Consider the following 24,353-nt stretch of genomic DNA (forward strand, 5'->3'; position numbering starts at 1 on the left):
AATATTTTCATCTACGCAAAAATGCGTCAGGGATCACGTTTTGTTTGTTGGGTGGTGACACTCAATAAAGGGTTTTTACTCACTCAATAAATAACGCAGGTGATACCCCAAATCTGGCCGCCAGCTTTTTGATATGGTTCAGAGTAAGCTGTCTCTGACCATTCAGAACCCGTGAAACCATCGATTTACTACCAATTTCATCCTTAAAATCCGATATCGTCAGATTGTATTGATCCATCAAGGTTCTTAAAACTGCAATTCCAACGGGAACGGACTCCATCTCCTTGCGTAATGCGACTATCTCTGGCCGATTAGCTTCGAAATGGCTAATTCTGGCGCACACAATATCCAGCAAGGGGCTATTGGGCTCGTTCATAAGGAGATACTCAACCAGCTCAAGCGCATCCTTATAATCTTTCTCGCTCGGCTGTTCACCCAGTAAAGGAACGGCCGCAACAAGGGCGTGCGTAGCTTTCATTGCATCAGCGACGATCATCATTTCTTCCCCTTAGTGCGATGTTTCTCCGTAAAACGGTCATATTCCTTATGAGTAAAAACATGGCGCACATAAAACTTTTGGCTTTCAAAGAAGATGAGAGCCACTACTCTGAGATTGTTATTTGCAATATCAATAACATAATGCTTATCAAGATACTTGAAGTTATCCAGCGTTGGGAAAAGTTTTCTCAGTGCAGCGGGCGTCGGGCAGTGGTTCTTTTCAATAACTCGTCCTAAAAAGAGAAGCTCTTCTCTGTGTTGCGGGAACTGGCTTACCGCATCCAAAATTGCCTTCATTGAGATTAAATGCATCCTGCTTGCCTGCCGCGTCCATTGCCATTATGGCAACGATAACACCTATTGCCAATAAGTCAACGAAGGAGACTATTTTCACTTCGTCAGAAAACAAAAAACCCCGCCTAAGCGAGGTTTTTATCAGGGTTTTGCGGTTGGTTGCCGCAGAACACACTGTGTTACGTCAACGCGAAAAGTATACGCGATCGAAGACGAACGCGCAATTCCGGCACGGATTTTGACGTTTTTGAGTATGGATCGCCTTCCAAATTTTGTCCATAAAATACTGTTCATACATACAGTATTTATCTATACTGAGGGTGTTCGCAGTGAGCGAGGGGGCCGCAGTTTACCGGCGCAACGAAGTCCTGGCTGAAACGGGTGGTGCCGTCAGTGCCTTAACCCCTGAAGTGAGCACACTGTGTTACGTCAATCCAGGTGCTGGCCACAGGCGGCGGAAAGGTACGCCAGCATCGTGCTCCTTTTAACCAAAAGGAGACGCGTATGAGCGTCGTGGATATGGTCATACTTGTCCTCAAACTCATTGTTGCTGTATTGCAACTGCTTGATGCTGTCCTGAAATACGTTCGGTGATTCAGGTTCAAGTCGCACCTGAGAGGGGCGGGCAACCGCCCCTCTTTAATAACGAGGGAATGCTATGTCGCGTCTGTTAATTGAGCCTGTCACGCCCGATGAACCCGGGTATATCGCCCTGAAGGCGGAGAGTATCGCGTTGAATTTCAATATGCTGCGCAGGCTGGAAGAGAACTGGCAGCGGGGTGAAAACCGCTTTAACGCGCCGGGTGAAAAACTGCTGGGGGCGTTTCTTAACGGCAGGCTGGTGGGCGTGTGCGGCCTTAATCGCGATCCGTTCAGCCAGCAGCCGCGCGCCGGACGTATTCGTCATCTCTACGTCAGCGAAAAGTGCCGTGGGCAGGGCATAGGCAAACAGCTTTTGACCGTGGTGATGGCGGATGCCAGCATCTGGTTTGATTTTCTTAATACCCATGCGCCGGAAACCGCGTACGGATTTTACCATCGGGCGGGCTTCAGGCTGGTGTCAGACGAACCCCGGGTGACGCACCGCCTTTTTTGCGCAGTGTAAGCGGCTGGCAGCATCGACGGGTGAATGTTACAGTTGGATGACATTTCACCAACCGATACGCCATGACCATCACCGTTTTCTGCATTTTACTGTTCGCCGCACTGCTGCATGCCAGCTGGAACGCCATCGTTAAAGCCGGAACGGATAAGCTCTACTCGGCGATCGGAGTCAGCGGTTCAGCCGCACTTATTGCCCTGATTTTACTGCCCTTCTCTCCTCAGCCAACTGCCGCAAGCTGGCCATATTTGTTCGTCTCCTGTGCGTTACAGGTGGTGTACACCGTGCTGGTAGCGAAGACCTATCAGGTCTCCGACATGAGCCAGACCTACCCCCTTATGCGCGGGACGGCCCCTCTGCTGGTGGCGCTGATCAGCGTATTGGTGCTCGGGGATCATCTCTCCTGGCTTGCCTGGTCCGGCATTGGGGTCATTTGTCTGTCGATTCTGGCCATGGCGATGAACGGCCGCATGCAGTCACGCAAGGGGATCTGGCTGGCGCTGCTGAACGCCTGTTTTATCGCCGGGTATACCCTGGTGGACGGCACCGGTGTGCGACTCTCGGACACTGCGCTGGGCTATACGCTCTGGACCTTCTTCATGAACGGTTTCTGCCTGCTGAGCTGGGCAATGGTGGCGCGGCGTCGCGAAGCGTCCAGCTACCTGCGCCTGCACTGGAAAAAAGGGCTGCTCGGCGGTGTCGGGACGATGGGATCTTACGGTCTGGCACTCTGGGCGATGACCCAGGCACCGCTGGCTGTGGTCGCGGCACTGCGTGAAACCTCTATTCTCTTCGGCGCATTAATCGCATTTGTGCTTTTAAAAGAGAAGGTTGCCGGCCTGCGCATCGCGGCGGCACTGGGTATTGCTGCCGGTGCGGTCCTGCTGCGCCTGGCGTAATTCACTGGCAACATTAGTTGCCGATCTTGTTTACAAATCCTGCCTTCACGCCTTCTGTCATTCATCACAGTAATGCTTAAATTGTCATCTCTCTGTGGTAGATTCCTCGCGCATTTATGGGAATGAGTAGTCACTTATTCTTTATTTATCTCTTTTGGCAAAAGTATTCAGCGACATGAAAAAGCAACGGAACGTGAACTTATTGTTGATGCTGGTGTTACTGGTGGCCGTCGGGCAGATGGCACAAACCATCTACATTCCGGCGATTGCCGATATGGCAAAAGATCTGAGCGTCCGCGAAGGTGCAGTCCAGAGCGTGATGGCAGCCTATCTGCTGACCTATGGCGTTTCACAGCTGGTTTATGGTCCCCTGTCCGATCGCGTCGGGCGTCGTCCGGTTATTCTGGTGGGCATGAGCATTTTCATGGTAGCGACGGTGATTGCCATTACCACTCACAGCCTGACCGTCCTGATTGCCGCCAGCGCCCTCCAGGGCGTGGGCACCGGCGTTGGCGGGGTTATGGCGCGTACCCTGCCGCGTGATATGTACCAGGGCACACAGCTTCGTCACGCCAACAGTCTGTTAAATATGGGTATTCTGGTCAGCCCGCTGCTGGCCCCGCTGATTGGGGGTCTGCTGGACACCGTCTGGTCCTGGCGCGCCTGTTACGCCTTCCTGCTGGTGCTGTGCATTATTGTCACCTTCAGCATGGCGCGCTGGATGCCGGAAACCCGCCCAAAAGACGCGCCGCGCACGAAGCTCATCGCCAGCTACAAAACGCTGTTCGGTAATGGGTCCTTTACCTGTTATCTGTTGATGCTAATCGGCGGCCTGGCGGGCATTGCGGTGTTTGAAGCCTGTTCCGGCGTGCTGCTGGGCGCAGGCCTTGGCCTGAGCAGCATGGTGGTGAGTATTCTGTTTATTCTGCCGATCCCGGCGGCGTTCTTCGGTGCATGGTTCGCCGGACGTCCGAACAAGCGTTTCTCCACGCTGATGTGGCAGTCGGTGATCAGCTGTCTGCTGGCCGGGCTGATGATGTGGATCCCGGGGCTGTTTGACGTGATGTCGGTCTGGACGTTGCTCATCCCGGCGGCGCTGTTCTTCTTCGGCGCGGGCATGCTGTTTCCCCTCGCCACCAGCGGCGCGATGGAGCCGTTCCCGTTCCTCGCAGGCACGGCAGGCGCGCTGGTGGGCGGTTTGCAGAACATCGGTTCCGGCGCGCTGGCTTGGCTTTCGGCTATGATGCCGCAGACCGGGCAGGCGAGTTTAGGCTTGCTGATGACCCTGATGGGGCTGCTGATTTTGCTGTGCTGGCTGCCGCTGGCGTCGCGTGTCTCGCATCACGAACAGCCGGTTTAACCGCATGATGGCCCGGCTTCTCGCCGGGCTTTTCACAGACGGGCGCAATCATCGCCTGCAATAGCCGCTCTGGGGCAGGCCGCCACGCCCCCTCTTCCCCGTCATAAAACTGAACATCGGCGTTTATCGCATACGGGATGTTGGCCTGTTGCAGCTCGCACGCCATAAACGTGGCAAACGCCATCTGCGAGGCGGTTGGCGTCAGGCTTTTCGATTCGCCCACCCCCCAGCCGCCAACCCAGCTCACATGCCCGGTTTTTTGTTGCCAGTGCAGCGCGGCGTTGATTCGGTTACGGATAGCCGCTTTCTCAGCCGCAGTTCCGGACGTCCACGGGTATTTACCGTTCGTTTTCAGCGGGCCCCAGGGGAAAATATGCCACTCCGCCAGCAGGTAATTCTGGCTGTGCGCGGGCAGCTTCAGGCTGGATAAATCCTCCGGCGCGGCGCGCAGACGAGGGGCGATAAAAATCATGCGGCTGGCATCAATGGCGTGAATGTCTTTGATCGCTTTCTCATACACCCGGTTGAGCGAAGCAACGTTGTGGTTGAGCTTGTCCGCCGGTTCGTAGATCAGGTCAAAACCCAGCAACGGCGAGCGCTGACCAAAATAGTGCGCCACGGCAATCCACCAGTTAATCACCTCTTTTTCGGTATCCGCTTTCGGGTCGTTTTTATATTCATCGGCCTGATAAGCGATGATGGGGATGACGCCGTATTGCTCGCAGGCCTCCACCAGCTTACGCAGGTGAATCAGCCGCGCTTCCGTCGGTTCGCCCGCCACCCGAATACGGACATGGTGTATGCCTTTCGCCTGAAAATCACGGACCACCAGCGGGTCGAACTCGCGGATACCGCGCTCGGTGCGTGCCCAGTCGACATCCATTCCGACGCCCAGCATCTGCGCGTAACGGGCAGCCGTCAGCGGCGGCTCAGCGGCAATCGCCCAGCCGGAAGAGAGTAAGATCGCAGTGGCAATAAAAGGCTTTAACACGGTTTACCCTGGATAAATCAAAAGCATTACCTGTATTTAGCACGCTTTTTCACATTTGGTGTAGAGCGAAAGCGTAATAATTCTTCAACCCGCCAGCTCTCTTAGCCAGCCGATAAAGGCGTCAATTTTCGGCCACTGACGGCCGGGAAGCGTTGAGACGTAATAATGCTGATGGCACTTGAGAGTTTTCCCATCAAAGGGTGCGATCAACTCCCCCCGTTCGAGACGTTTTTGCACCAGCCGCTTTCTCCCCATCGCTACCCCCACATTATTCATGGCCGCGATAATGGCTAAATCAGAGCGATCGAAGCCAATACCCGATGATAACGGCATATTCGCCGCGTAATGCTGCGCCCAGCTCAGCCACTCATCCGTACCGGAATCATTGCTCCAGGCCTGACGGTCGTGCAGTAACGTGCAGTGGCTGAGGTTATGGGGGTTTTTCAGCAGTTCATGCTCCCGGGCATACGCCGGCGAGCAGACGGGCAAAATCTCTTCATCCATCATAAAGTGATGAGAAAGGTGGTTTGGCGGCGTATCGTCGAAATAGAGCGCCAGATCGATGCCGGTTCGCTGCATGTTGACGTAATCATTACCAGTCAGAATAGTAAGTGAAATCGACGGGTAGCGGCGGGTAAAATCCCCCAGCATCGGCACCAGCCAGCACTGTGCGATCGACGGCCGGGAGTACACCGTTAGCGTACCTGACAGCGCCTGGTTTTTAATATCCAGGATCTCCTGATTCAGGGTGTCGAGGGACGATTTCAGCGTCCAGTAAACGCGCTTGCCTTCCTGCGTCAGCTCCACTTTACGGTGTGAGCGGACAAACAGCTGAATGCCCAGCTCCTCTTCCAGCAGATTTATGCGGTGGCTCACCGCGCTGGGGCTGAGCGACAGCTCCGCCGCCGCCAGCGCGAAGGACTCATGCCGGGCGGCCACTTCAAAGGTGTACATTTTCGACAGCTGCCAGCCGTTTAAAAGCCGGTTTCTGCCTTCATTCGCATCGGTCATCACAATTCCCACACGTAATTTCTGCGTTCAGCATACCGCTCAAGAATGAATTTATGTGAACCTAATACGAGTTAAGTGCGCTTTTTAGAGTCCAGTCACTCAGTTGATCCAATCTGGCTCATCTGAACGCCAATTTATATCGTTTGTCAGCCCACGCCGTTTTTTCGTCCAATACCCCCAGATGACATAAGGGTGAGGTGAGATATGGGATCTCAGGTCTGGGTTGTGGCAACGCTGCTTGTCAGCATCGTATTGATTGTTTTAACCATCGTAAAACTGAAGTTTCACCCGTTCCTCGCGCTGCTGCTGGCAAGCTTTTTCGTCGGCGCGATGATGGGGATGAGCCCGCTGGATATGGTGAACGCCATTGAGAGCGGGATTGGCGGTACGCTGGGCTTCCTGGCGGCGGTTATCGGTCTTGGCACTATTCTCGGCAAAATGATGGAAGTCTCCGGCGCGGCAGAGCGCATCGGGATTACGTTGCAGCGCTGCCGCTGGCTGTCGGCGGACGTGATTATGGTCCTGGTCGGCCTGATCTGCGGCATTACGCTGTTTGTGGAAGTGGGCGTGGTACTGCTGATCCCGCTGGCGTTTTCCATCGCCAAAAAGACCAACGCGTCGCTGCTCAAGCTGGCCATTCCGCTCTGTACCGCACTAATGGCAGTGCACTGCGTGGTGCCTCCGCATCCGGCCGCGCTGTTTGTCACCAATAAATTAGGGGCGGACGTCGGGACGGTGATTGTCTACGGTCTGATGGTGGGCCTGATGGCGTCTCTGGTTGGCGGCCCGCTGTTCCTGAAGCTGCTCGGCGATCGTCTGCCCTATAAGCCGGTTCCGGCGGAATTTTCAGACCTGAAGGTGCGGGAAGAACACACGCTGCCGTCGCTGAGCGCCACGCTGTTCACCGTGCTGCTGCCGATTGCCCTGATGCTGGTGAAAACCATTGCCGAGCTGAACATGGCAAAAGAAGGCTCGCTGTATACCCTGCTGGAGTTTATCGGCAACCCCATCACCGCGATGTTTATCGCCGTGTTTTTTGCCTACTACCTGCTGGGGATCCGCCAGCACATGGGCATGGGCGCAATGCTGACCCATACGGAGCACGGCTTTGGCTCTATCGCCAACATTTTGCTGATTATCGGCGCGGGCGGCGCGTTCAACGCCATCCTTAAAACTAGCGGTCTGGCGGAGACGCTGGCGCATATTCTCTCGAACCTGCATATGCACCCTATCCTTCTCGCCTGGCTGGTGGCACTGGTGCTGCACGCCGCCGTCGGTTCGGCAACGGTAGCGATGATGGGTGCCACGGCGATAGTGGCGCCGATGCTGCCGCTCTACCCGAACGTAAGCCCGGAGATCATCACCATTGCCATCGGGTCCGGCGCTATTGGCTGCACGATCGTGACCGATTCTCTCTTCTGGCTGGTGAAGCAATACTGCGGCGCGACCCTGAACGAGACCTTCAAATACTATACGACGGCGACGTTTATCGCCTCGGTGCTTGCACTTGGCAGCACATTCCTGCTTTCTTTCATTATCTGAGCGCGAAGAGACGTATTATGGAAAACGCAACTATCACTACTTTAACCGCACAGTTTCCTCTGGTTGAGGATCTGATTGCCCTGAAAGAAACCACCTGGCTTAACCCGCGCACCACGACGCTGGCGGAAGGATTGCCGTATGTCGGGCTGACCAAAGCCGACGTGGACGACGCGCACGCGCGCCTGAAACGCTTCGCGCCGTATCTGGCGAAAGCGTTCCCGGAAACGGCGGCAACGGGCGGGATTATCGAATCCGACCTGGTCGCGATCCCGGCGATGCAGGCGCGGCTGGAGAAAGAGTCCGGTAAGGCCATTCCAGGCACGCTGCTGCTGAAAAAAGACAGCCATCTGCCGATTTCCGGCTCGATCAAAGCGCGCGGCGGCATCTATGAGGTGCTGACCCATGCGGAGAAACTGGCGCTGGACGCCGGGTTGCTGAGCCTTGAAGACGACTACAGCGTTCTGCTGGAGCCGCGCTTTAAGAACTTCTTCAGCCAGTACAGCATAGCGGTGGGCTCAACCGGCAACCTGGGGATGTCCATCGGCATTATGAGCGCCCGCATTGGCTTTAAGGTGACGGTGCATATGTCCGCCGACGCCCGCGAGTGGAAGAAAGCCAAACTGCGCAGCCACGGCGTGATCGTCGTGGAATATGAGCAGGATTACGGCGTGGCGGTGGAGCAGGGACGCAAAGCGGCGGAAAGCGATCCGAACTGTTTCTTCATTGACGATGAAAACTCCCGTACGCTGTTCCTGGGCTATGCGGTTGCTGGCGAGCGCCTGAAGGCGCAGTTTGCCGAGCAGGGCCGCGTGGTGGATGCCGATCATCCCCTGTACGTCTACCTGCCGTGCGGCGTCGGCGGTGGTCCCGGCGGTGTGGCGTTTGGCCTGAAGCTGGCCTTTGGCGATAACGTCCACTGCCTCTTCGCGGAGCCAACGCACTCGCCGTGCATGCTGCTGGGCGTTTACACCGGGCTGCACGATGAGATTGCGGTGCAGGATCTGGGCATTGATAACGTGACGGCGGCGGACGGTCTGGCGGTAGGACGTGCCTCCGGCTTCGTGGGCCGCGCGATGGAACGCCTGCTTGACGGGTTCTACACCCTTTCCGACCAGAGCATGTACGACATGCTCGGCTGGCTGGCTCAGGAGGAAGGGATTCGCCTCGAGCCGTCGGCGCTGGCGGGCATGGCCGGGCCGCTGCGCGTCGATGCCGATGAGAACGTTACCCACCTGGTGTGGGCGACCGGCGGCGGCATGGTGCCGGAGGATGAGATGGCGAAGTATTTAGCTAAAGGGAAGTAATTATGCCGGGTGGCGGCTACGCCTTACCCGGCCTACAGTTCGCGGCAGTTGTAGGCCCGGTAAGGCGCAGCCGCCACCGGGCTTATAAGCTCATAATTTGCTGAATGTGAGTAACTGCAAAGAGTAAAGACAGAGATAGCACAGCCAACGCAATCAGGAACTTATCCCGCACCGCTTTCGGCTGCGCAAAGTCGTTCTGCGCCACGTCCATCAGGTTACGGCTGCGGGTGTAGCGCCATAAAATGACGGCTACCAGCGCCAGCACAACAATGGAGATCCAGAATGGCGCCCCCGTGCGGTGCCAGTTGTGCTTAATGGCAAGAGCGATCAGCGCGCCATACCCCAGCAGCGTGCGCAGCCAGGCCAGCGAGGTTCGCTCCGGCTGAAGCCCGGGGTCCGCTTCCCGCCGTGCTTTGCGGCTATCCGGCATACAACACCAGTAACATCACTACGCCCGCAACCATCAGCAAAATCGTACTAATGATGAGCAAGCCGCGCGTGTAGGGGAGATCCTGCTTCAGACGCATCGCCTTTTCATTTCTAAGCCAGCGCAGATAGCCATAAATCGCCAGCACACCGGCAATCAGGCACAGCAGCAGGGCCAGCACTTCGCGAATCAACGGGGTGGCAAAATCGGGGGCGAGCTGATCAAGACCGACACCTGCGGCCAGAAAGCCCAGGGCGGTGCGGATCCACGCTAAGAACGTGCGTTCGTTAGCCAGTGAGAAGCGGTAGTCCGGTGCTTCACCGAGGCGGGAAATGTTCATGAAGGTTCCTTGTCGTGCTGCATGCAGGCTTCAGCATAGCGTAATTCAGCCAGGACAAGGAGACCGGCATCTGGCGATGCCGGTCAGGAAAATTAATGCAGTTCCGGCCAGTACTCTTTGTTGGCTTCAATCAGATCGTCCAGAATCGCCTTCGCCACCGACGCGCTCGGTACGGTTTTCGACAGGGTAATCGCCTGCCATAGTTTCTGATACGAGCGCTGCTCCCAGGCGTCCACCACCAGTTTTTCCACCGCCACCTGCTGGCTCATGAGCCCTTTCTGGAAGTGCGGAATATCACCCACGGTCAGCGGCTCCGGTCCGTTGTGGCCGACCAGACACGGAATTTCTACCATCGCGTCGGCGTCAAAATTATGGATAGCCCCATTGTTAGGCACAATCAGCAGCATGCGTTCCTGGGTATTAAAGGCGATCGCGGTCGCCAGATCGACGATGTACGACGCATGTTCGTCGATTTCCAGTTCACCGGCAGAAGAATGACCGGCTTCGATAATCGCCCGGCATGAACTGAATACATGCTTCTCACGGTGATCCATCACTTCATTGGCGCGGGTACGCTCCGGGTTGGAATGGGCGACCACATAGTCCGGGAACAGGTAATACTTCAGGTAGGTGTTCGGCATGGTGTCCGGATCCAGCGCCTGTACGTCTTTAGCCTTGGCGAAAGTATCATTCCAGCTCGCTTCAGTATGCGCATCTTCCGAAGGCGGAACATAACCGTTTTTCGCCACGTATTCGCGCAGTTTCGGCATCAGATCGTTGCCGTTCAGATCTTCAATCGACGTCCACCAGCCGAAGTGGTTCAGACCGTAGTAACGCACGCGCATCTCTTTGCGATCTTTCAGGCCGACGATTTGCGCCATACGTCCTTCAATGCCGATCGGCATGTCGCAGATGTTGAGAATTTTCGCGTTCGGACGCAGGCGGCGCGTGGCTTCCGCAACAATCGCCGCCGGGTTGGAGTAGTTCAGCATCCACGCGTTCGGGGAGTACTGCTCCATGTAATCCACCAACTCCAGCACGCCGCCGATGGAGCGCATGCCGTAGGAGATGCCGCCCGGCCCGCACGTTTCCTGGCCCAGCACGCCGTGGCGCAGCGGGATTTTTTCATCTTTTTCACGCATGGGGTATTTGCCCACGCGAATATGCGCCATCACGAAATCCACATCGGTAAAGGCCGCTTCAGGATCGGTGGTGTAACTAAATTCAATCTCCGGCGCCTGCTCCTTAAGGATGATTTTGCACGCCTCGGCGATGATCTCCTGACGTGCTCCGTCATTGTCATAGAACTTCAGCGCACGCAGCGGGAAACGGTCACGGTTGGCTAACAGCATCAGGACGATACCAGGCGTGAATGTACTGCCGCCGCCTGCAATAACAACTGAGAATTTTTTCATGATATAGCCTCTGTCAGAGTGGTTTGTTCGTTTGTTAAGGGGGTTTTCATCAGCGATTCCAGCTGGTCGCGCACCTGAGGAACGTGCAGACCGACAATCACCTGTATGCCGTTGCCGCGCCGCACCACACCGTGTGCGCCCAGGGCTTTGAAGACGTCGTCGCTTTGGGTTTTCGTCATATCCACCAGGGCGATACGCAAGCGGGTGGCGCAGTTATTGATACTTTCGATGTTTGCTGCACCGCCGAGCGCCTGTAAGAACCCAGCAGCCTGCCCGACCTGCTGGCTGGCTGCCGCCGGGGCGGTGGTTTGCCCGCGCGCGGCCTTATAGTCGGCTTTGTTGTAGAGTTTGATTTCGCTCTCTTCCCGGCCCGGCGTTTTGAGATTCAGACGTTCGATAAGCGTCCTGAAAACCACGAAATAGAGAGCGGTGAAGCAGAGGCCGATGCCAATCTGGGTGAATACCGTCGAGGCGTGGTTATGGAACATCGGGATCCAGTTTTGCGGCAGGAACTGGTCCAGCAGACCGCCCCCCATGTTCCCCACCACCCCGAAGGTATACATCACCGTCGCCATCGTTGCGGCCAGCACGGCGTGGATGGCAAACAGCAACGGCGAGATAAACAGGAAGGTGAACTCCAGCGGTTCGGTAATGCCCACCAGCACGGCGGTAAGCGTGGCCGGGATCAGCAGACCTGCCACTTTGACGCGGTTCTCCGGCGACGCGGTATACCAGATAGCCAGCGCAATACCGACTGAGCCAAACACCTTAGAGTTGCCGTGCAGCGCGAATCCGCCCTCCGGGAACAGCGTTTTCAGCGGCACAGTGCTCTGGCTGAATTCCTGAAGGTGCTGTGCCCAGTAGACCTGAATGCCGCCTTCTACCGCAGCCGGGCCGAAGATAAATGGGCCGTAGACAAAGTGGTGTAATCCGGTTGGGATCAGAATGCGTTCCAGGAAGGTATAAACCCATACGCCCAGCGCGCCAGCGGTACGTAGAAAGGCCTGCAACGACTCAATGCCCATCTGCACTTTCGGCCATCCCAGCAGCGTCAGCCAGGCGCAAGGGATCATGACGAAGAACGCGAGGATAACGACAAACGAGGTGCCCTGGAAAATCCCCAGAAAGACCGGCAACGGCTTGTCGAAAAATCGGTTGTGGATGGCGGTGACGAGCCCGGAAATGATAATCGCCCCGATGATGCTGGTATCAAGCGTTTTGATTCCGGCAATCATCGCCAGCCCGCTGCCGGCAGTGGGTTCAGCAGAGAAGTCGACGCCAAAGAAGTGACCCCAGGTCATCCCCATCGCGTTGATAAAGTAGTTCCAGGTCAGGAAGCTAATCAGCACCGCCAGACAGGCGCGGCCCTGCGCCTGCTTTGCCAGGCCAATCGGTAAGCCGACAGCAAAAATCAGCGGCATATTTCGGAACACCGCCCAGCCGCCCTCTTCGATGATGTGAACAATTTGCGCGAACAGATTATCCGGCGCGGTTAAGGCCTCACCGACAAACAGCGGATTGCGAAGCATGATGGCGATCCCAACCACGATCCCGGCAAAGGGAAACAGCAAAACCGGGGTGAACATGGCGCCGCCAAAACGTTGTATTTGACTGAGCATTTTTAAATCCTCATGAAACAACCTGTAGGGGATAGAGGCCTTTATGGTTTTTTACTGGCCTGAGGTGAGCATAAGAACTTACTGATGCGGCAACATGGTATGCCGCTGCGATTCGTGATCGCATTCATGGTTTTAATTTGACCAATCAGGTCTACTTTTTAAACTAAACATAGACAAGTTAAGACGTAATCCACGCCATGATGTGCGCAGAGAGGTCTACTGGTGATCTACAAATCAATTGCCGATCGGCTGCGGCTGCGGCTGAATTCCTCGGACTACAACATTGGCAGTCCGTTACCCGGAGAAAAAGCGCTGGCAAAGGAGTTTGGCGTAGCCCGGATGACCATCCGCAAGGCGCTGGATCTGCTGGTAAGCTGGGGGCTGGTTGAACGTCGACACGGCAGCGGGACGTTCGTGGCGCGCAAAGACGTTCATCATGAAACGACTAACCTGACCGGGCTGGTGGAGGTGCTGCGCCAGCAGGGGAAAGAAGTGCAGAGCAAGGTGTTGCAGTTTGAAGTGATGCCCGCGCCGCCCGCCATCGCCAGCCAGCTGCGGATTCAGGTTGATGAGCGGATCTATTTTTCAAGGCGGGTGCGTTACGTGGACGGAAAACCGCTGATGCTGGAGGACAGCTTTATGCCGGTGAAGCTGTTCCGCAATCTTTCCCTGGCGCATCTCGAAGGATCTAAGTTTGATTACATCGAGAAGGAATGCGGGATCACCATCAGCGGCAACTACGAGAGCCTGACGCCGGTGCTGGCAGATAAACAGCTGGCCGGTTATATGAATGTGCCGGAACAGACGCCGCTGCTGCGCATCACCTCCCTTTCCTACAGCGACAGCGGCGAGTTCCTCAATTATTCCGTGATGTTCCGGAACACCAGCGATTACCAGGTGGACTACCATTTGCGGCGCATCCACCCGGAAGACTTATTAGCCCATCCCCCAGAACAGCACCGCCAGTAGCTGCGGGGTGATGATGCGCAGAAACATCACTAGCGGATAAACCGTGGCGTAGGACAACGCCGCCGCGCCGCTGGTGGCGTGCAGGTTATTGGCGAACGCCAGCGCGGGCGGATCGGTCATGGAACCGGCCAGCATGCCGCACAACGTGAGATAGTTCATTTTAGCGAAGATACGTGCCAGTAATCCGACCGTTATCAGGGGGATAGCGGTAATAAATATGCCGTATCCTACCCAGCTCATCCCTTCGCCGTTGACCAGAGTATCGACAAAATCGCCGCCGGATTTCAGCCCCACCACCGCCAGAAACAGCACGATGCCCAACTCCCGCAGCGCCAGGTTAGCGCTCGGCGGCATAAACCAGTAGAGCTTACCGATGGAGCCGATACGCCCGAGGATCAGCGCCATAATGAGCGGCCCGCCTGCCAGACCCAGCTTCAGTGCTACCGGGAAGCCGGGCACGTACAGGGGGATGGAGCCAAGCATGACGCCAAGCCCGACGCCGATAAAGACCGGCAGCATCTGCACCTGCTGGAGTTTTTGCTGGGCGTTGCCCACCATGTCCGCTACGGCATCAATGGATGAGGGACGCCCGACGAGGTTGAGAATATCACCGAATTGCAGGCTGGCATCCTGGCTGGCCACCAGCTCGACACCGGCGCGGTTAAGCCGGGAGATCACCACGTCATAACGCTCTTTAACCTGCAAATCGCGTATTTTCTTGCCCAAAACCTTCTCATTGGTCACTACCACCCGCTCCACGCGCATGTCCGTTCCACGGGTTGAGAGTGAGGTATCCACCTCCTGACCAATCACCAGCCGGGCATTGTTTAAATCCGCCGGTTGCCCTACCAGATGCAGGAGATCGCCGTGCTGAATAAGGGTATCCGGTGAAGGCACCATCAGCGTTTCATCACGTTTCAGGCGGGAACAGATAATGGTCGCGCTGTTCAGAATGGGAACATCCTGAATCGCCATATTGTTCAGATTAGGGTTTTCGACGCGAATATTGATAGTTTTAATGAGCGCATGGCCGTTGGTCAGCGTGCTTTCATGCTCTTTTGCCTCCTGCTCGACGTTAACGCGGAACAGCACGCGCACCAGCCACATCGAGAGCAAAATACCGCAAATGCCAAACGGATAGGCCATGGCGTAGCTCATCCCCATCTGATCGACGACATCAGCAGGGATACCCAGATCGCGCAGAATTTGCTGGCCCGCCCCGAGCGCGGGCGTATTCGTGACGGCGCCGGAGAAGATGCCCAGCACGACGGGCAGCGGAATCGCGAAGAGTTTATGCAGAATGGCGGTAACCAGCCCCCCCATCACGACGATGCCGAAGGCAAAGAGATTAAGGCGTAAACCGGAGACGCGCAGGGAAGCGAAGAAGCCCGGCCCCACCTGAATACCGATGGTATACACAAAGAGGATCAGGCCGAACTCCTGGATGAAATGCAGCATATCGGCGCTGAGCACCCACCCAAGCTGGTCGGCAAAATGGCCGACAAAAATCCCGCCGAACAGCACCCCACCGATGCCAAATCCGACGCCGCGGATTTTGATATTCCCCAGCCATAGCCCCACTACCGCGACAAGGGCCAACACGCTAACGGTTAACGCGATATCACTCATGATCCACATCCTGTGTATAACCATAGTTATGCTAAGGATTCTCTCAGAGCTGACGGCGGTTGTATGGGCGATGGCGCACAAAAAAGCCCTGCCGGGGCAGGGCTTCATGGCATCTGTGAGCGAGTCGGGTGGCGGCTGCGCCTTACCCGACCTACAGGATCGGCAGGTTTGCCACCCGGCAAAAACGTGGTTTAGCTGTTCAACGCCGGGCGTTCGCTAATGGCGATGCGCTGAGGCGCAATGGCTTCCGGCACGTTACGGGTGAGGTCAATGTTCAGCAGCCCGTTAGTGAACGTCGCGCCAGAAACTTCCATATGGTCTGCCAGGGTAAAGCTCAGGCTAAACGGCTGAGTGACAAGCCCCTGATGCAGCCATTTGGTCTCGGTGTCTGGTTTTTCCGGTGACCCTTTCACGGTCAGGCGCGTACCCTCAAGCTGGATGTCGAGATCTTCCTGGCGGAACCCGGCCAGCGCAAGCGTGATGCGGTAGTGGTTATCATCGCTTTTTTCGATGTTGTACGGCGGAAAGGTCTGCTGTTCGGTTGCGCTTTGCAGCGCGTTAGCCAGTTTGTCAAAACCGATCCACTGACGCAGCAGGGGGGATAAATCGTAGTTACGCATACTAAATCTCCTTCTGAGAAGCGAGTTCGGCACAGTTTAATTTTGTGCACAGTTGTACCTGCAAACCCTTGCGGATTCGCATATGCTCCCGTTACGGCAAGCAAGTTCGGGTGGGCCGCTCACGCGACCCGCGTAATTAGTTGATTTCGATACGACGCGGTTTTTTCTCTTCCGGAATCACACGTTCCAGTTCGATAAACAGCAGGCCGTTCACCAGGTTCGCGCCCTTGACGTGGATGTTCTCAGCCAGCTGGAACTTGCGCTCAAAGTTGCGCTCTGCGATGCCCTGGTAGAGGTAGGTTCGTTCTTTCTGCTCGGCCGTATGGGAGCCTTTCACCACCAGCAGATTGTCCTGCGCGGTGATCTCCAGTTCGCTCTCTGCGAAACCGGCAACAGCAATCGCAATGCGATAGTGGTTTTCGTCAACCAGTTCAACGTTGTAAGGAGGATAGCCGTTGCTCTGGCTCTGGTTGTTTTCTAAGTGGTTGAACAGACGATCGAAACCAATGGCAGAACGGTATAGCGGAGAGAGATCGAAATTACGCATGGATAAATGCTCCTGAAATCAGCGAGAAAATGTAGCCTTCCACCATGGACAGGCTTCTGCTTCCCCGAACACCCATCAGGCGTGTCCGTTATCGGGTTACATTCTTAAAATGGGTCTGGATACGGCCTTTTCAAGACTGTTGATGTGAGATTTTTTTGCACTTTGCTGGTTGTCGCATAGACTCAGGGGCACAGCACAAAGGGTTAAATTGCGATGACGACCACAGTGCGGGAGTTTTGAGCTATCCATTTTGGACGCGCCTCGCTATAACCCTGAGTTGCAGGTCAATGCCGTGCTACTAAAGATGACTGAGTGATGATGAGAAATGTTCTGATTAAGCTGGCGTCGTTCAGCGGGGTTGTTTTACTTTGCGGGTGTTCGAGCGTGATGTCGCACACCGGCGGTAAAGAAGGAACATATCCGGGGACGCGCGCCAGTGCCGCAATGATCTCTGATGATGAGACAAACTGGGGTACCAAATCTCTGGCGATTCTTGATATGCCGTTTACGGCGGTTGCCGATACGCTTCTGCTGCCGTGGGATATGTTCCGCACCGACAGCTCAGTGCGTTCGCGCGTTGAGAAAAGCGAGCAGGAAAAGCTGGCGACCAATTCCGTCATCCCGCCCGCAGAGATGCCTCCACGCTAATTCTGTGCGGTTTCCGTTAGCCACAGCTGGCGGAAACCGTCCTTCTCTTCCATCCATGCAATAAATCGTCCGTCCGGGGAAAACACCACAGCGTCAGCAGACGGCGGATTGCCGTGATCGGACGTCAAAAACGTCACCTCTCCGGTCTGCGCATCGCAGCAGGCAATACGGCCTGCAAGCACAAATCCCAGCCCGTTGCCGGAAGGATGCCAGTTAAAGGCCGACTGAATATCACGCTCAGTGTGGGTTAGCTGACGCGGCTCGCCGCCCTCAGGGGAGATAAGCCACAGCTGCACAACGGCGTTATCGTCCCGCATTAAAAACGCAATCTGCGTCCCCTGCGGATTGCTGCGCACCCAGTGGCGCGGTACGTTCACCAGCCCCGGATACGCCTTCTGATGGGTGAAGGTTAAGCGACGTTGCGTTACGCCCGCAGGCGGCGCGGGCATTGTATCAGGCGTTCCCTGCAACGGCGCATCGCCCGCCCGTTTCCAGCCCTGCTCGTCTTTGGGGAGATCGACAATAAACAGTTCGGGCACTTTCTCGCCTTTCGCAGACACCGTATCGCCGATAAACGCCAGCCTGTCGTTGCCCACCCAGCCCTCTTCATAGGCGCGGTTTACCTCATCGCTGCCCGGTTTCGGGTTCGGCGTTGTACGGCTTACCAGTACGCTCCAGAAGGTGCCGGCATATTCCCGCGGATGGTTCCCCTGTGGGTTTACTGGGCCAAAAGGCGCCGCCACCCCGACGTTACGCAAATCCAACTGCGGATCGCGCGCGTGCAGCACATGGTCGTTGTAGGTAAAGCTGACGAACTGCCCGTTCGGGCTAAAAACGTGGACGTGGCTGCCGCCACGCAGCGCGCCTGCGGTGTAAGGCGCGGTGATATCCATCGCATCAAGATTGCTCACCTGACCATTGTGCGCAATCACCCCCTGACGATGGTGAAAATCATACTGCCAGTCTGCATCCGGGTTTTTCGGGCCGTGGATAAAAACATATTTGTCCTGCGCCGGATGAACGGTTACCACGCCGACATGCGCGCCGTCAGTCGCACGGTAGATCGCCTCAACCTCGCCCGTACTAACATTGACCCGCTCAATGGTTTCACCGGTAAACGACGCGCCGGACGGGCGGACATCATAGACAAGCCACTGGCTGTCTGGCGTCCAGGTGTTGATGTTGGTGAGCTGGTGGTTGCGGGAAGCGAAGGTGATTTGTTTCATGAAAATACCCTGATGCGCGGTTATCGCATCAGGGTAAAACATCCGAAGGGATTAGCCTACTCGTTTAACGTCGCCGACCAGCAGGATGTAGGAGAGCGCCCCGATCAGCGCCACGGCAGAGATATACACCAGAGCCGGACCAAAGCCGTAGTCCTGCGCCAGGTAACCGATGACCAGCGGTACGGTGATCCCGCCCAGGCCGCCAACGAAGTTAAACACGCCACCAGTCAGGCCGATCAGACGCATCGGCGCCAGGGACGACACCAGCGACCAGGTGATGGAGGCAAAACCGTTTCCGAAGAACGCTACCGCCATCAGGGTCATGATCCACACCGGATCGTTGGTGTAGTTCGCTCCCATGATGCAGGTAGAGATCAGCAGTCCGCAAATAATCGGCGTTTTACGCGCAACGCCCAGCGAGAAACCTTTTTTCACCAGCTTATCCGCCAGCCAGCCCGAGAGCAGGACGCCGAAAAACGCCGCAAGGAAGGGTACGGTGGTCATAAAGCCCGCCTTCAGCGCGGTAATACCTTTTTCCTGGGTCAGATAGTTCGGGAACCAGGTGAGGAAGAACCACAGCGTGGAGGTCACCGCGAACTGTCCCAGATACACGCCCACCAGCTTACGGTGGAAGACCAGCTTCCAGTCCGCTCTGGTCAGCGGCTGGCGCGCCTCTTTTTTCACGGGCGCATCGCCATCCACCAGGCCACCGCCGTCGCGGATGTAGTCCAGTTCGGCTTTGGTGATGCTTTTGGTCAGGCGCGGCGGCTGATAAACCTTAAACCAGATGAGCGACCAGATAATGCCGATCCCGCCGGTGACGATAAACACCCAGTGCCAGCTCAGCAGCTCCTGGATCCAGATTAACAGCGGCGTCAGAAACGCCAGACCAACAAACTGCCCGGAGGTGTAAAAACCAACAGCGGAAGCGCGTTCGTGTTCAGGGAACCAGCTGGTCACCATGCGGTTGTTGGTCGGAAACGCCGGCGCTTCAAACACCCCGGTGATGGCGCGCAGGCCAATCAGCGACATCAGCCCGGTGGCGAAGCCCTGGAACAGGGTCGCCACGGACCAGCCAAAAATAGCGATAAAGTAGGTCAGACGTGAACCCACGCGGTCAAGGAACCAGCCACCGGGGATCTGACAGAGCGTATACAGCCAGGCAAACGCCGAGAAGACGTAGCCCATTTCCGCTTTGGTGATGCCAAACTCTTCCTGAATATGAGCCGATGCCACGGCAAGGTTGGCGCGGTCGACATAACAGATGACCACGGTAATAAAGATCATGATCAGCGTCAGGTAACGACGACGCCCGGTTTTTGCAGCAGTAACTGGAATATCCATCGCAATCTGTCTCCAGATTTTGGGCATAGCGAAGCCGCTCACCATGCCCTGTAATTTACAGAGGGTTATATTTTTTCTATGTACGTTTTTTTTGCCCGGTGGCGCTTCGCTTACCGGGCCTACGAGAGAGTAGGCCGGATAAGCGTAGCGCCATCCGGCGATTTACCACTCGGCTACGGAACCGTCTTCATGACGCCACAGTGGGTTACGCCAGTCCGGCGCACTTTTACTCAGCTCAATGACTTTAGCTTCGTCGATCTCCACGCCAAGGCCCGGCTTCGTTAACGGTTTAAAGAAACCACCTTCCATGCTGAAGTCTTCTTTGTTTTTCACAAAGTCGAGCAGCTCCGCGCCCTTGTTATAGTGAATGCCCATGCTTTGTTCCTGGAACACCGCATTGCGGGAGACGAAGTCGACGTGCAGGCAGGCCGCCAGCGCAATCGGCCCAAGCGGACAGTGCGGCGCCAGCGCCACATCGTAGGCTTCTGCCATTCCGGCAATTTTGTAGCATTCGGTGATGCCGCCCGCGTGGGAGAGGTCCGGTTGCAGGATCGCAATACCGCCCGCTTCCAGCACGCGTTTAAACTCGAAGCGCGAGAACATGCGTTCCCCCGCCGCGATGGGAATGTGCGTCTGTTCAGCCAGTTTCGGATAGTATTCCGCCTGCTCGGCCAGCACCGGCTCTTCGATAAACAGCGGGCGATACGGCTCCAGCTCTTTAATCAGCACTTTGGCCATTGGCGCGCTGACGCGGCCGTGGAAATCCAGACCAAACTCAATCTCGTTGCCGAAGGCTTCACGGATTTGCGCCACGGTATTCACCGCCCGGTCTACCGCGCGCGAGTTGTCGATAACGCCCATTTCTTCGCAGCCGTTGAGTTTGAAGGTGTCAAAACCGATGTTGCGCAGTTGCCGGATACCGTCGATCACTTCCGCAGGGCGGTCACCGCCCACCCAGCTGTAGGCTTTGATTTTGTCGCGCACCAGGCCGCCCATTAATTGCCAGACCGGGGCATTCAGCACTTTGCCTTTGATATCCCACAGCGCCTGATCAATACCGGCGATGGCGCTCATCAGAATCGGCCCCCCGCGGTAGAAGCCCGCGCGGTACATCACCTGCCACAGGTCGTTGATGCGTGCCGGATCCTGGCCAATCAGGTATTCGCCCAGCTCGTGCACCGCGGCTTCAACGGTGCGCGCACGGCCTTCAATCACCGGCTCGCCCCAGCCAACCACGCCTTCGTCGGTTTCGATTTTCAGGAACATCCAACGCGGGGGTAAACGGTACGTGGTGAGTTTGGTTATTTTCATTGCACTGCCTCTCGATACGCTTTCACAAATGCTGCCGCCTGCTGTGCGGTACGCTCAACGGGCTGACCGGCACGATAGAGATCGCTGCCCAGCCCCGCGCCCACACAGCCCGCGCTCATCCACTGGCCCAGGTTTTCCGGCGTGACGCCGCCCACGGCAAAGACCGGCACGCTGGCGGGTAAGACCGCTTTCAGCGCTTTGATGTAATCCGGACCAAAGGCCGACGACGGGAAAATTTTGAGAGACTGTGCGCCCGCATCGAGGGCGGCAAAGGCTTCTGTGGCCGTGGCGCAACCCGGGCAGACGGTCATGCCGTAATCCACCGCCCGGCGGATCACCTCGGGGTTGATATTCGGTGTGACGATAAGCTTGCAGCCCATTTTCGCCAGTTCATCCACCTGCTCCGGTTGCAGCACGGTGCCTGCGCCAATCAGCGCCTTATCACCAAACGCCTTCACAATTGCCGGAATGCTTTTTTCCCACTCCGGGGAGTTGAGCGGGATTTCCACCGCGTCGAACCCGGCGTCGATCACCGCGCCAACGTGCGCTAAGGCCTCACCGGGCGTGATACCGCGCAAAATCGCGATCAGGGGAAGTTCAGTTTGCCACTGCATGAGCGATGCTCCTTATGCCTGCCTGAAATGCCGTGTCGCCTTCCACCGCAGCAACATCCCGTCCGATAGCGTGGAACGCCTGGCGGTAACGAGACGTCAGCGATGAACCCGCGACGAGCGTGATGGCCTGCTGCCCGGCGAACGCGTCGCTCAGAGTGGCGACTTCTGCGCCAATCAGCAGGCCGGACAGAAATTCGCTGACCTGTTCGCGCGGAAGATTTCCCAGCACGTGCGAGGCGCGAACCTCAAAAAGTTGCGGCAAAACGGCAGGGGATGCGATCCCGCGCTCAAGCCCGGCGGCAAAAGCTTCCGGCGAAGGGGTCTGCTCCGGCAAACCGGCCCCCACCAGCGAATGCTTAAGCAGCAAGTGGTGCAGTTCGCCGGTCATCACGGTGCGGAAATCATGAATTTGCTCAGCATCCGCCTGGACCCATTTGCAGTGCGTCCCGGGCATGACGTAGACAGAAGAAGGAGAAAGGGTGCGCGCCCCGAGCAGCTGCGTCTCTTCGCCGCGCATCACGTTATGGTTATCGTCGCGAGAGACACATAAACCGGGAATAATCCAGACATTGTCGCCAACGGACGTTAACTGCTCGCCAACGGCGGTGAAATGCACCGGAACCGACAGGTAAGGCGCGACCTTCCAGCCCACGTTACTGCCGACCATTCCGGCCATCACCACTGGCGTAGTACCGTCGCGCCAGTTTTGTGTCACTTCTGCTAACACCGCTGCGGGGGATTTACCGTTCAGGCGCGTCACACCTGCTTCTGATTGCCTGCTTTCCAGGCACTGCTCACCCTGGTAGAGCCAGGCGCGCAGATTGGTCGATCCCCAGTCAATTGCGATGTAGCGTGATGTCATGTGATTTCCTTCAACCTTCGTGTCGAGCTGGCGATCATGGTCAGCGCCGCCTGCTCTGCCGCATCGCCGTCCTGATGCCGTATCGCATCGAACAGCGCTTTATGTTCCTGAAGCGTTTTCGGCATGTTGGCCTCATCGCCCATCCAGGTACGTTCAAATACTGCTCGCTGTAGCGAGCTGATCGCCACGCTAAGCTGCTGTAAAACCGGGTTATGCACCGACTGCAATACCGCTTCGTGGTAACGAATGTCCGCTTCGTTGAACGCCTCCCGATTCTGGTTATTGGCGATCATGTCGTTTAAAGCCGACTCAATCTGTGCCAGGTCACCTGACGTTGCGCGCTCTGCCGCCCAGCGGGCGATGGCCGGTTCCACCAGATTTCGGACTTCGCTCATCGCGCCGATGAGCCGTGGGTCATAGTCGTTTTCCAGCACCCATTGCAGAACATCGGTATCGAGGTAGTTCCACTGGTTACGCGGCGCCACAAACGCGCCGCGATAGCGCTTCATTTCAATCAGCCGCTTCGCCATCAGCGAGCGGAACACTTCCCGAATGATGTTGCGCGAGGTTTCAAACTCCTCGCACAGTTCCGCCTCTGCTGGCAGCGGCGAACCGGGAACGTATTTGCCACCCACAATCTGAGTGCCCAGCGTGATGACAATGCGATCGGTTTTATTGAGTGTCATGGAGAGTCCTTGTGCTCTGTAAGTCCATCACTACTTTACCGCGACCGCTGAATTTCGCCTCACTTTTGCAGTACAAACGTGAGGCCTTTCGTCTTTGCCGTGGTGACAATGTAGTACAATCAATTAATGTTGTACTACAATCCAGATCACAAAAAGAACAATTTGATAAATTCAGGGCCAAAAAAAGCCCCGGTTAATAACCGGGGCTAATCTTTCAAAGCACTTGTTACGACAGAACGAATTTCTCGATCGCCCAGGCAACGCCGTCTTCCAGGTTAGATTTAGTCACGAAGTTCGCCACTTCTTTTACCGACGGGATGGCGTTATCCATCGCCACGCCCATGCCCGCATATTCGATCATCGCAATATCGTTTTCCTGGTCGCCCAGCGCCATGATCTCCTCAGGCTTGATGCCCAGCGCATCGGCAAGCGATTTGACGCCCGTGCCTTTATTGACGCGTTTATCGAGAATTTCGAGGAAGTACGGCGCACTTTTCAGCACGGTGTATTTCTCTTTTACCTCAGCCGGAATGCGTGAGATGGCTTTGTCGAGGATCGCGGGTTCGTCGATCATCATTACTTTCAGGAACTGGGTTGCCGGGTCCATGTTTTCCGCTTCGCAGAACACCAGTGGAATGGTTGCAACGTAGGACTCGTGCACCGTGTAGTAGCTGATATCGCGGTTGGCGGTGTAAAGCGTATTGCGATCGAGCGCGTGGAAGTGAGAGCCCACGTCGCGGGAGAGTTTTTCCAGGAAACGGTAGTCATCATAGCTCAGTGCAGTTTGCGCCACCGTGCTGCCATCGGCTGCCTTTTGCACCAGCGCGCCGTTATAGGTGATGCAGTAATCGCCAGGCTGGTTCATGTGCAGCTCTTTCAGGTAACTGTGCACCCCGGCATACGGGCGTCCGGTGGTGAGCACCACGTTCACGCCTTTTTCGCGTGCGGCGGCGATCGCATTTTTAACGGCAGGAGAGATAGTGTGGTCTGGCAGCAGCAGCGTGCCGTCCATATCGATTGCAATGAGTTTGATAGCCATGAGGTCCCCGGGATAAATGAGTGCTACCTCATGCTAACGCGATTAAGCACACAAAA

The 24,353-nt window shown here is 56.4% G+C and carries 25 protein-coding genes, 1 pseudogene and 1 other annotated feature; of the genes and pseudogenes, 8 read left to right on the forward strand and 18 right to left on the reverse strand.

Translation table 11 applies throughout. The annotated features are described in order from the left end of the window. Positions 1–79: 79 nt before the first annotated feature. Positions 80–499 (reverse strand): type II toxin-antitoxin system HigA family antitoxin, encoded by a 420-nt coding sequence (locus tag INF61_RS11505; protein ID WP_127350921.1) that lies wholly within the window; start codon positions 497–499, stop codon positions 80–82. Continuing rightward, complete coding sequence (locus INF61_RS11510) at positions 496–810, reverse strand: type II toxin-antitoxin system HigB family toxin (RefSeq protein ID WP_193547777.1); 315 nt, start codon at positions 808–810, stop codon at positions 496–498. The genes INF61_RS11505 and INF61_RS11510 overlap by 4 nt, the downstream gene beginning before the upstream one ends. Before the next feature lie 486 nt (positions 811–1,296). On the opposite strand from INF61_RS11510, the gene tisB reads away from it, so the two are divergent. From tisB to emrD, 4 genes are all read left to right on the forward strand, one after another. After that, positions 1,297–1,386, forward strand: a complete 90-nt coding sequence (gene tisB / locus INF61_RS11515) for a type I toxin-antitoxin system toxin TisB (protein ID WP_017383683.1) — start codon at positions 1,297–1,299, stop codon at positions 1,384–1,386. Between the two features lie 64 nt (positions 1,387–1,450). Beyond that, positions 1,451–1,897 carry a GNAT family N-acetyltransferase gene (locus INF61_RS11520; RefSeq protein WP_003861064.1) on the forward strand — a complete coding sequence of 149 codons (447 nt, stop codon included), beginning with the start codon at positions 1,451–1,453 and terminating at the stop codon, positions 1,895–1,897. Positions 1,898–1,959: 62 nt separating this feature from the next. Further along, the gene (locus INF61_RS11525) at positions 1,960–2,793 is read left to right on the forward strand and encodes a DMT family transporter (protein WP_015570117.1); all 834 of its coding nucleotides are present in this window, start codon (positions 1,960–1,962) and stop codon (positions 2,791–2,793) included. A gap of 175 nt (positions 2,794–2,968) precedes the next feature. Next, positions 2,969–4,153, forward strand: a complete 1,185-nt coding sequence (emrD, locus tag INF61_RS11530) for a multidrug efflux MFS transporter EmrD (protein ID WP_015570118.1) — start codon at positions 2,969–2,971, stop codon at positions 4,151–4,153. Here the strand turns inward: emrD and INF61_RS11535 are convergent. Together INF61_RS11535 and dsdC are read right to left on the reverse strand one after the other, a co-directional pair. After that, a pseudogene (locus INF61_RS11535) lies at positions 4,059–5,144 on the reverse strand (cellulase family glycosylhydrolase); the annotation flags it as partial. The gene emrD and the pseudogene INF61_RS11535 sit on opposite strands and share 95 nt — an antisense overlap. Positions 5,145–5,228: 84 nt before the next feature. Further along, positions 5,229–6,155, reverse strand: a complete 927-nt coding sequence (gene dsdC, locus INF61_RS11540; RefSeq protein WP_193547778.1) for a DNA-binding transcriptional regulator DsdC — start codon at positions 6,153–6,155, stop codon at positions 5,229–5,231. 204 nt (positions 6,156–6,359) lie between these two features. On the opposite strand from dsdC, the gene dsdX reads away from it, so the two are divergent. Further along, positions 6,360–7,697, forward strand: a complete 1,338-nt coding sequence (dsdX, locus tag INF61_RS11545) for a D-serine transporter DsdX (RefSeq protein WP_126542951.1) — start codon at positions 6,360–6,362, stop codon at positions 7,695–7,697. Positions 7,698–7,714: 17 nt separating this feature from the next. Next, positions 7,715–9,001, forward strand: coding sequence for a D-serine ammonia-lyase (gene dsdA / locus INF61_RS11550; protein ID WP_126542950.1), 1,287 nt, complete (start codon positions 7,715–7,717; stop codon positions 8,999–9,001). An 82-nt stretch (positions 9,002–9,083) separates the two neighbouring features. On the opposite strand, the gene INF61_RS11555 is transcribed toward dsdA, so the two are convergent. The 4 genes from INF61_RS11555 to INF61_RS11570 form a co-directional block, all read right to left on the reverse strand. After that, positions 9,084–9,431 (reverse strand): DUF202 domain-containing protein, encoded by a 348-nt coding sequence (locus INF61_RS11555; protein ID WP_017383689.1) that lies wholly within the window; start codon positions 9,429–9,431, stop codon positions 9,084–9,086. After that, a complete protein-coding gene (locus tag INF61_RS11560; RefSeq protein WP_003861080.1) occupies positions 9,421–9,768 on the reverse strand; it encodes a YidH family protein in 348 nt (115 codons plus the stop codon). Before INF61_RS11560 ends, INF61_RS11555 begins: the two co-directional genes overlap by 11 nt. A gap of 92 nt (positions 9,769–9,860) precedes the next feature. Continuing rightward, positions 9,861–11,183, reverse strand: a complete 1,323-nt coding sequence (locus INF61_RS11565; protein ID WP_015570123.1) for a 6-phospho-alpha-glucosidase — start codon at positions 11,181–11,183, stop codon at positions 9,861–9,863. Further along, the gene (locus INF61_RS11570; RefSeq protein WP_015570124.1) at positions 11,180–12,802 is read right to left on the reverse strand and encodes an alpha-glucoside-specific PTS transporter subunit IIBC; all 1,623 of its coding nucleotides are present in this window, start codon (positions 12,800–12,802) and stop codon (positions 11,180–11,182) included. Before INF61_RS11570 ends, INF61_RS11565 begins: the two co-directional genes overlap by 4 nt. 222 nt (positions 12,803–13,024) lie before the next feature. Between INF61_RS11570 and INF61_RS11575 the strand changes: the two genes are divergently transcribed. After that, positions 13,025–13,771, forward strand: coding sequence for a GntR family transcriptional regulator (locus tag INF61_RS11575; protein WP_017383690.1), 747 nt, complete (start codon positions 13,025–13,027; stop codon positions 13,769–13,771). Here the strand turns inward: INF61_RS11575 and INF61_RS11580 are convergent. The 3 genes from INF61_RS11580 to ibpA form a co-directional block, all read right to left on the reverse strand. Further along, the gene (locus INF61_RS11580) at positions 13,739–15,400 is read right to left on the reverse strand and encodes a putative transporter (RefSeq protein ID WP_017694020.1); all 1,662 of its coding nucleotides are present in this window, start codon (positions 15,398–15,400) and stop codon (positions 13,739–13,741) included. The genes INF61_RS11575 and INF61_RS11580 overlap by 33 nt on opposite strands. Positions 15,401–15,591: 191 nt before the next feature. Continuing rightward, the gene (ibpB, locus tag INF61_RS11585; RefSeq protein WP_015570126.1) at positions 15,592–16,020 is read right to left on the reverse strand and encodes a small heat shock chaperone IbpB; all 429 of its coding nucleotides are present in this window, start codon (positions 16,018–16,020) and stop codon (positions 15,592–15,594) included. Positions 16,021–16,156: 136 nt separating this feature from the next. Next, entirely contained in the window at positions 16,157–16,567 is a 411-nt protein-coding gene (gene ibpA / locus INF61_RS11590; protein WP_006177605.1) for a small heat shock chaperone IbpA, read from the reverse strand. Continuing rightward, positions 16,561–16,635: a sequence feature (ROSE (Repression Of Heat Shock gene Expression) occurs in the 5'-region of heat shock genes and acts as an RNA thermometer to modulate expression.), on the reverse strand. (Overlaps the previous gene by 7 nt.) 247 nt (positions 16,636–16,882) lie before the next feature. Here ibpA and INF61_RS11595 point away from each other — a divergent pair. Further along, the gene (locus INF61_RS11595; RefSeq protein ID WP_017383693.1) at positions 16,883–17,215 is read left to right on the forward strand and encodes a YceK/YidQ family lipoprotein; all 333 of its coding nucleotides are present in this window, start codon (positions 16,883–16,885) and stop codon (positions 17,213–17,215) included. Here the strand turns inward: INF61_RS11595 and INF61_RS11600 are convergent. From INF61_RS11600 to yidA, 7 genes are all read right to left on the reverse strand, one after another. After that, a complete protein-coding gene (locus tag INF61_RS11600; RefSeq protein ID WP_072204021.1) occupies positions 17,212–18,441 on the reverse strand; it encodes a DUF3748 domain-containing protein in 1,230 nt (409 codons plus the stop codon). The two genes, INF61_RS11595 and INF61_RS11600, sit on opposite strands and share 4 nt — an antisense overlap. A 51-nt stretch (positions 18,442–18,492) precedes the next feature. Continuing rightward, a complete protein-coding gene (locus tag INF61_RS11605) occupies positions 18,493–19,830 on the reverse strand; it encodes an MFS transporter (RefSeq protein ID WP_015570129.1) in 1,338 nt (445 codons plus the stop codon). Between the two features lie 117 nt (positions 19,831–19,947). Further along, entirely contained in the window at positions 19,948–21,096 is a 1,149-nt protein-coding gene (gene dgoD / locus INF61_RS11610) for a galactonate dehydratase (protein ID WP_003861103.1), read from the reverse strand. Further along, the gene (locus INF61_RS11615) at positions 21,093–21,710 is read right to left on the reverse strand and encodes a 2-dehydro-3-deoxy-6-phosphogalactonate aldolase (protein WP_023295663.1); all 618 of its coding nucleotides are present in this window, start codon (positions 21,708–21,710) and stop codon (positions 21,093–21,095) included. Before INF61_RS11615 ends, dgoD begins: the two co-directional genes overlap by 4 nt. Further along, positions 21,694–22,572 (reverse strand): 2-dehydro-3-deoxygalactonokinase, encoded by an 879-nt coding sequence (locus tag INF61_RS11620; RefSeq protein WP_003861107.1) that lies wholly within the window; start codon positions 22,570–22,572, stop codon positions 21,694–21,696. Before INF61_RS11620 ends, INF61_RS11615 begins: the two co-directional genes overlap by 17 nt. Further along, entirely contained in the window at positions 22,569–23,258 is a 690-nt protein-coding gene (gene dgoR, locus INF61_RS11625; RefSeq protein ID WP_003861109.1) for a D-galactonate utilization transcriptional regulator DgoR, read from the reverse strand. Before dgoR ends, INF61_RS11620 begins: the two co-directional genes overlap by 4 nt. 226 nt (positions 23,259–23,484) lie before the next feature. Continuing rightward, positions 23,485–24,297: a sugar-phosphatase gene (gene yidA / locus INF61_RS11630; protein WP_017383697.1), complete on the reverse strand. Its 813-nt coding sequence runs from the start codon at positions 24,295–24,297 to the stop codon at positions 23,485–23,487. Positions 24,298–24,353: the final 56 nt, after the last annotated feature.

This window comes from Enterobacter cloacae complex sp. P18RS (genome assembly GCF_014982105.1).
Classification (GTDB): domain Bacteria; phylum Pseudomonadota; class Gammaproteobacteria; order Enterobacterales; family Enterobacteriaceae; genus Enterobacter; species Enterobacter hormaechei_C.

Bases quoted from the DNA above. Each gene is read 5' to 3' on its own strand.
- INF61_RS11505 (WP_127350921.1), bottom strand. From the start codon at position 499: ATGATGATCGTCGCTGATGCAATGAAAGCTACGCACGCCCTTGTTGCG.
- INF61_RS11510 (WP_193547777.1), bottom strand. From the start codon at position 810: ATGCATTTAATCTCAATGAAGGCAATTTTGGATGCGGTAAGCCAGTTC.
- tisB (WP_017383683.1), top strand. From the start codon at position 1,297: ATGAGCGTCGTGGATATGGTCATACTTGTCCTCAAACTCATTGTTGCT.
- INF61_RS11520 (WP_003861064.1), top strand. From the start codon at position 1,451: ATGTCGCGTCTGTTAATTGAGCCTGTCACGCCCGATGAACCCGGGTAT.
- INF61_RS11525 (WP_015570117.1), top strand. From the start codon at position 1,960: ATGACCATCACCGTTTTCTGCATTTTACTGTTCGCCGCACTGCTGCAT.
- emrD (WP_015570118.1), top strand. From the start codon at position 2,969: ATGAAAAAGCAACGGAACGTGAACTTATTGTTGATGCTGGTGTTACTG.
- dsdC (WP_193547778.1), bottom strand. From the start codon at position 6,155: ATGACCGATGCGAATGAAGGCAGAAACCGGCTTTTAAACGGCTGGCAG.
- dsdX (WP_126542951.1), top strand. From the start codon at position 6,360: ATGGGATCTCAGGTCTGGGTTGTGGCAACGCTGCTTGTCAGCATCGTA.
- dsdA (WP_126542950.1), top strand. From the start codon at position 7,715: ATGGAAAACGCAACTATCACTACTTTAACCGCACAGTTTCCTCTGGTT.
- INF61_RS11555 (WP_017383689.1), bottom strand. From the start codon at position 9,431: ATGCCGGATAGCCGCAAAGCACGGCGGGAAGCGGACCCCGGGCTTCAG.
- INF61_RS11560 (WP_003861080.1), bottom strand. From the start codon at position 9,768: ATGAACATTTCCCGCCTCGGTGAAGCACCGGACTACCGCTTCTCACTG.
- INF61_RS11565 (WP_015570123.1), bottom strand. From the start codon at position 11,183: ATGAAAAAATTCTCAGTTGTTATTGCAGGCGGCGGCAGTACATTCACG.
- INF61_RS11570 (WP_015570124.1), bottom strand. From the start codon at position 12,802: ATGCTCAGTCAAATACAACGTTTTGGCGGCGCCATGTTCACCCCGGTT.
- INF61_RS11580 (WP_017694020.1), bottom strand. From the start codon at position 15,400: ATGAGTGATATCGCGTTAACCGTTAGCGTGTTGGCCCTTGTCGCGGTA.
- ibpB (WP_015570126.1), bottom strand. From the start codon at position 16,020: ATGCGTAACTACGATTTATCCCCCCTGCTGCGTCAGTGGATCGGTTTT.
- ibpA (WP_006177605.1), bottom strand. From the start codon at position 16,567: ATGCGTAATTTCGATCTCTCTCCGCTATACCGTTCTGCCATTGGTTTC.
- INF61_RS11595 (WP_017383693.1), top strand. From the start codon at position 16,883: ATGATGAGAAATGTTCTGATTAAGCTGGCGTCGTTCAGCGGGGTTGTT.
- INF61_RS11600 (WP_072204021.1), bottom strand. From the start codon at position 18,441: ATGAAACAAATCACCTTCGCTTCCCGCAACCACCAGCTCACCAACATC.
- INF61_RS11605 (WP_015570129.1), bottom strand. From the start codon at position 19,830: ATGGTGAGCGGCTTCGCTATGCCCAAAATCTGGAGACAGATTGCGATG.
- dgoD (WP_003861103.1), bottom strand. From the start codon at position 21,096: ATGAAAATAACCAAACTCACCACGTACCGTTTACCCCCGCGTTGGATG.
- INF61_RS11615 (WP_023295663.1), bottom strand. From the start codon at position 21,710: ATGCAGTGGCAAACTGAACTTCCCCTGATCGCGATTTTGCGCGGTATC.
- INF61_RS11620 (WP_003861107.1), bottom strand. From the start codon at position 22,572: ATGACATCACGCTACATCGCAATTGACTGGGGATCGACCAATCTGCGC.
- dgoR (WP_003861109.1), bottom strand. From the start codon at position 23,258: ATGACACTCAATAAAACCGATCGCATTGTCATCACGCTGGGCACTCAG.
- yidA (WP_017383697.1), bottom strand. From the start codon at position 24,297: ATGGCTATCAAACTCATTGCAATCGATATGGACGGCACGCTGCTGCTG.